Origin of the sequence: Streptomyces sp. YS-3 (genome assembly GCF_045257485.1) — a bacterium.
Taxonomy (GTDB): Bacteria; Actinomycetota; Actinomycetes; order Streptomycetales; family Streptomycetaceae; genus Streptomyces.
This window is the reverse complement of sequence record NZ_JBJHPC010000577.1, coordinates 1-4496: the sequence shown is the minus strand read 5'-3', so window position 1 is coordinate 4496 and position 4496 is coordinate 1. Positions and strand designations below refer to the sequence as shown.

The 4496-nt window shown below is 71.9% G+C and carries 3 protein-coding genes; 1 reads left to right on the top strand and 2 read right to left on the bottom strand.

Annotation, left to right across the window (positions count from 1 at the left end):
• Positions 1 to 41: 41 nt before the first annotated feature.
• The gene (locus tag ACJA3G_RS31065; RefSeq protein ID WP_406556371.1) at positions 42 to 1892 is read left to right on the top strand and encodes a chitinase; all 1851 of its coding nucleotides are present in this window, start codon (positions 42 to 44) and stop codon (positions 1890 to 1892) included.
• Here the strand turns inward: ACJA3G_RS31065 and ACJA3G_RS31060 are convergent.
• Positions 1843 to 2394, bottom strand: coding sequence for a phosphatase PAP2 family protein (locus ACJA3G_RS31060; RefSeq protein WP_406556370.1), 552 nt, complete (start codon positions 2392 to 2394; stop codon positions 1843 to 1845). The genes ACJA3G_RS31065 and ACJA3G_RS31060 overlap by 50 nt on opposite strands.
• Positions 2395 to 2757: 363 nt before the next feature.
• Positions 2758 to 4092, bottom strand: a complete 1335-nt coding sequence (gene gabT, locus ACJA3G_RS31055) for a 4-aminobutyrate--2-oxoglutarate transaminase (protein ID WP_406556369.1) — start codon at positions 4090 to 4092, stop codon at positions 2758 to 2760.
• Between the last annotated feature and the right edge of the window lie 404 nt (positions 4093 to 4496).

The window sequence follows — 4496 nt, the reverse complement described above, 5'->3', positions numbered from 1 at the left end:
CACCCGCCCCGGATCCGGTCCCCCCATGCCCGGAGGACGTTGTGGACCGCCACGGACGCCTTGCCAGAACCGCCAGAACCGCCAGAACCGCCGGACCCGCCCGACTCCTCGCCGCCCTCACGGCGGCCGTCCTCGCCGCGGGCGCCCTGGTCGCCGCGGCGCCGACCGCCCGCGCCGCCGACACCGAACTGGCACGCAACGGAGGCTTCGAGGCCGCGCTCGACGGCTGGAGCTGTACGGCGGGCAGCGGCGCCGTGGTCACCTCGCCCGTGCACGGCGGCGCCCGGGCCCTCAAAGCCACCCCGGCCGGGAGCGACAACGCCCAGTGCTCCCAGACGGTCGCGGTCCAGCCCCGCTCCACGTACACCCTGAGCGCCTGGGTGCAGGGCAGCTACGTCTACCTGGGCGCCACCGGTACCGGCACCACCGACGTCAGCACCTGGACCCAGTCCGCCCCGGCCTGGCAGCAGTTGCGCACCACCTTCCAGACCGGCGCCGACACCACCTCGGTGACCATCCACACCCACGGCTGGTACGGCACCGGCGCCTACTACGCCGACGACGTCAGCCTGCTGGGCCCCGGCGGCGGCCCCGTCCAGCTCCCGGCCGCCCCCACGGGTCTGACCGCGGGCTCCGCGACCTCCTCCAGCATCGCCCTGAGCTGGGCCGCCGTCCCCGGCGCCACCGGCTACACCGTCTACCGGGGCGGCGCCGAAGCCCTCGAAGTGAGCGGGACCTCGGCCACCGTCACGGGCCTGACCGCCTCCACCGCGTACACCTTCCAGGTCACCGCCACCAACGCGGCCGGCGAGTCGGCGAAGTCCGCCCCCGTCACCGCCTCCACCACCAGCGGCGGCGGCGACCCCGGCGGGGGTCTGCCCGCGCACGCGCTCGTGGGCTATCTGCACGCCAGTTTCGCCAACGGCTCCGGCTACACCCGGATGGCCGACGTCCCCGACTCCTGGGACGTGATCGACCTGGCGTTCGGCGAGCCGACCTCCATCACCTCCGGGGACATCCGCTTCACCCTCTGCCCGGCGAGCGAGTGCCCCGGCGTGGAGTCGGCGGCCGACTTCAAGGCCGCCATCAGGGCCAGACAGGCCGCGGGCAAGAAGGTCCTGATCTCCATCGGCGGCCAGAACGGGCAGGTCCAGCTCACCACCACGGCCGCCCGCGACACCTTCGTCGCCTCCGTCTCGAAGATCATCGACGAGTACGGACTCGACGGCCTGGACATCGACTTCGAGGGCCACTCGCTCTCGCTCGACACCGGCGACACCGACTTCCGCCACCCCACGACACCCGTCGTCGTGAACCTCATATCGGCGCTGAAGACCCTCAAGGGCAAGTACGGGCCGAAGTTGGTGCTGTCGATGGCCCCGGAGACGTTCTTCGTGCAGCTCGGCCACCAGTACTACGGCGCCGGTCCCTGGGGCGGGCAGGACCCGCGCTGCGGCGCCTATCTGCCGGTCATCCACGCCCTGCGCGACGACCTGACGCTGCTGCACGTCCAGGACTACAACTCGGGCCCCGTCATGGGCCTGGACAACCAGTACCACTCGATGGGCGGCGCGGACTTCCCCGTCGCCATGACCGACATGCTGCTCACCGGCTTCCCGGTGGCGGGCGACAGCGGCCGGATGTTCCCGGCGCTCCGCCCCGACCAGATTGCCGTCGGACTGCCGGCGTCCACCAACGCCGGCAACGGCTACACCGCCCCCGCCGAGGTCACCAAGGCGCTGGACTGCCTGACGAAGAAGGCGAACTGCGGTACGTACCAGACCCATGGCAGCTGGCCGGGGCTGCGCGGGCTGATGACCTGGTCGGTCAACTGGGACCGGTTCAACGGCGGGGAGTTCTCCCGGAACTTCGACGCATACCCATGGAGCTGAGCAGCAGGAGCAGCCCGCACAGACAGCCGCTCGCCAGCACGTCCAGGGGCCAGTGGTAGCCGTGCAGCACCAGACCGGTGCCCGTCGCCGCGGTGAGCACCCCCGCGGCGGCGGGCATCACCCATGCGCGGCGCGGGGCGGCGCACCGGGTGAGCAGCAGGGCCGCGCCGCCGTACGCCACCATCGCGGTGGCCGTATGGCCGGACGGGTAGTAGCCGGTGTCGGAGGTGAGCGGGCCCGCGCGGTCGGTCCAGATCTTCAGCGGGACGACGAGGGCCGGTACCAGCGCCATCGTCACCGCCGCCACCAGCGCGTCCCGCCGCGCGCCGCGCCACACCGCGTATCCGAGGGCGAGGGCCAGTACCGGCAGGGCGACCGGCATGGAGCCCAGATCGGCCAGGACCTCGGCCAGGGTCTGGGGGCCGCGGCCCGCGAGATGTCCGCCGACGCGCTCGTCCAGCCCGCGCAACGGGCCGTCGGTGACGACCTGCCAGGTCAGCAACGAGAAGAGCGCCGCGAGAGCGGCGCAGGCGGCGAGGAGGAAAGCCGGCCGCCCCGGAACAGGGGGGGAGGTTCCGAGACGGCCGGTCTGACCGGTGTGCCGTACGCCCCGGGGGGTGTGGGGCGGACGGCCATCCGATCGGTGAGGAGTTCCGGAGCCAGAAGCACCGGCGGTGTGCGCCAGGGCACGACCAGAACGAGGCTGAGGATGCGCCGCCCTGGAGCCGCCCGCGGTTCCCCGCGGGCGAGGTGTTTCTCTCATCTGCGGAAACCGTACGGCAGTGGGAGGGGGACCGACAGCCGGATCCCCATCCCGCCATCGGCCCCCCACACGTTCTTCACAGGCCGCGGTCCCGTCCTGTGATCAGAGCGCGGCGAAGGCCTGCTCGATGATGTCGAGACCCTCGTTCAGCAGGTCCTCGCCGATGACCAGCGGCGGCAGGAAGCGCAGCACGTTGCCGTAGGTGCCGCAGGTCAGGACCAGCAGGCCCTCCGCGTGGCAGGCCTTGGCGAGCGCCGCGGCGGCGGCGGCGTGCGGCTCCTTGCCGTCGCGGGTCCGGACCAGTTCGATGGCGATCATGGCGCCGCGGCCACGGATGTCACCGATGATGTCGAACTTCTCGGCCATGGCGGACAGCCGGCCCTTCATGACCTCCTCGATGCGCCGGGCCTTGCCGTTGAGGTCGAGCTCCTTCATGGTCTCGATGGCGCCGAGCGCGCCGGCGCAGGCCACCGGGTTGCCGCCGTAGGTGCCGCCGAGGCCGCCCGCGTGCGCGGCGTCCATGATCTCGGCGCGGCCGGTCACGGCGGAGAGCGGCAGACCGCCCGCGATGCCCTTGGCGGTGGTGATCAGGTCCGGGACGATGCCCTCGTCCTCGCAGGCGAACCACTGGCCGGTGCGGCAGAAGCCGGACTGGATCTCGTCGGCGACGAAGACGATGCCGTTGTCCTTGGCGAACTGCGCGATGGCGGGCAGGAAGCCCTTGGCCGGCTCGATGAAGCCGCCCTCGCCGAGGACCGGCTCGATGATGATCGCGGCGACGTTGTCGGCGCCGATCTGCTTGGTGATGTTGTCGATCGCCTGGGCGGCGGCCTCGGGGCCGCAGTTCTCGGCGCCGGTCGGCCAGCGGTAGCCGTAGGCGACCGGGACGCGGTAGACCTCGGGCGCGAACGGGCCGAAGCCGTTCTTGTACGGCATGTTCTTGGCGGTCAGCGCCATCGTCAGGTTGGTACGGCCGTGGTAGCCGTGGTCGAAGACGACGACGGCCTGGCGCCGGGTGTACGCACGGGCGATCTTCACCGCGTTCTCGACGGCCTCCGCGCCACTGTTGAACAGGGCGGACTTCTTGGCGTGGTCGCCCGGGGTCAGCTCGGCGAGCGCCTCGGCGACCTCGACGTACCCCTCGTACGGCGTGACCATGAAGCAGGTGTGGGTGAAGTCGGCGAGCTGCGCGGAGGCGCGGCGCACGACGGCCTCGGCGGAGGCGCCGACGCTGGTGACGGCGATGCCGGAGCCGAAGTCGATCAGACGGTTGCCGTCGACGTCCTCGATGATGCCGCCGCCCGCGCGCGCGGTGAAGACGGGCAGGGTGGAGCCCACACCGGCCGCGACCGCGGCGAGGCGGCGGGCCTGCAGCTCCTGCGACTTGGGGCCGGGGATCGCGGTGACGATGCGGCGCTCCTGCGGGATCGCGGTCATGAGGGCTCCTGGATGATCTGGCGGTCTTTGCGGACGCGGGTGGGGTGGACGCGGGTGTTTTTGGACGCTTCCTTGGCTTTCTTCGCAGGCTAGGGGTCGGAAGGGGGTGCGGGCATGCTCCGTTGGGGAGTGGTGCGGACGTTTCGTTGTCCTTCGCGGACATAGCGGCGGGCTCCGCTCGGGAGCGGGGCGCCGGACGCGGACCGGTGGCGGCCCTTGTTCCCCTGCCCCCTTATTAGGGCGCGCTACACCCCGTAGTCCGCCGGTTCCGTTTAGATTGGGCCGCTGGACTCGGTTACGGACCTGGCTGGTCAGGGGGCAAAGGGTCGATGGACACCGAAGGCACGCACGACGCACGGGGCACCGAGGCGCGGCCGGTGCCCCGTGCGTCGTGCGTGCCTTCG

Bases quoted from the DNA above. Each gene is read 5' to 3' on its own strand.
- gabT (WP_406556369.1), bottom strand. From the start codon at position 4,092: ATGACCGCGATCCCGCAGGAGCGCCGCATCGTCACCGCGATCCCCGGC.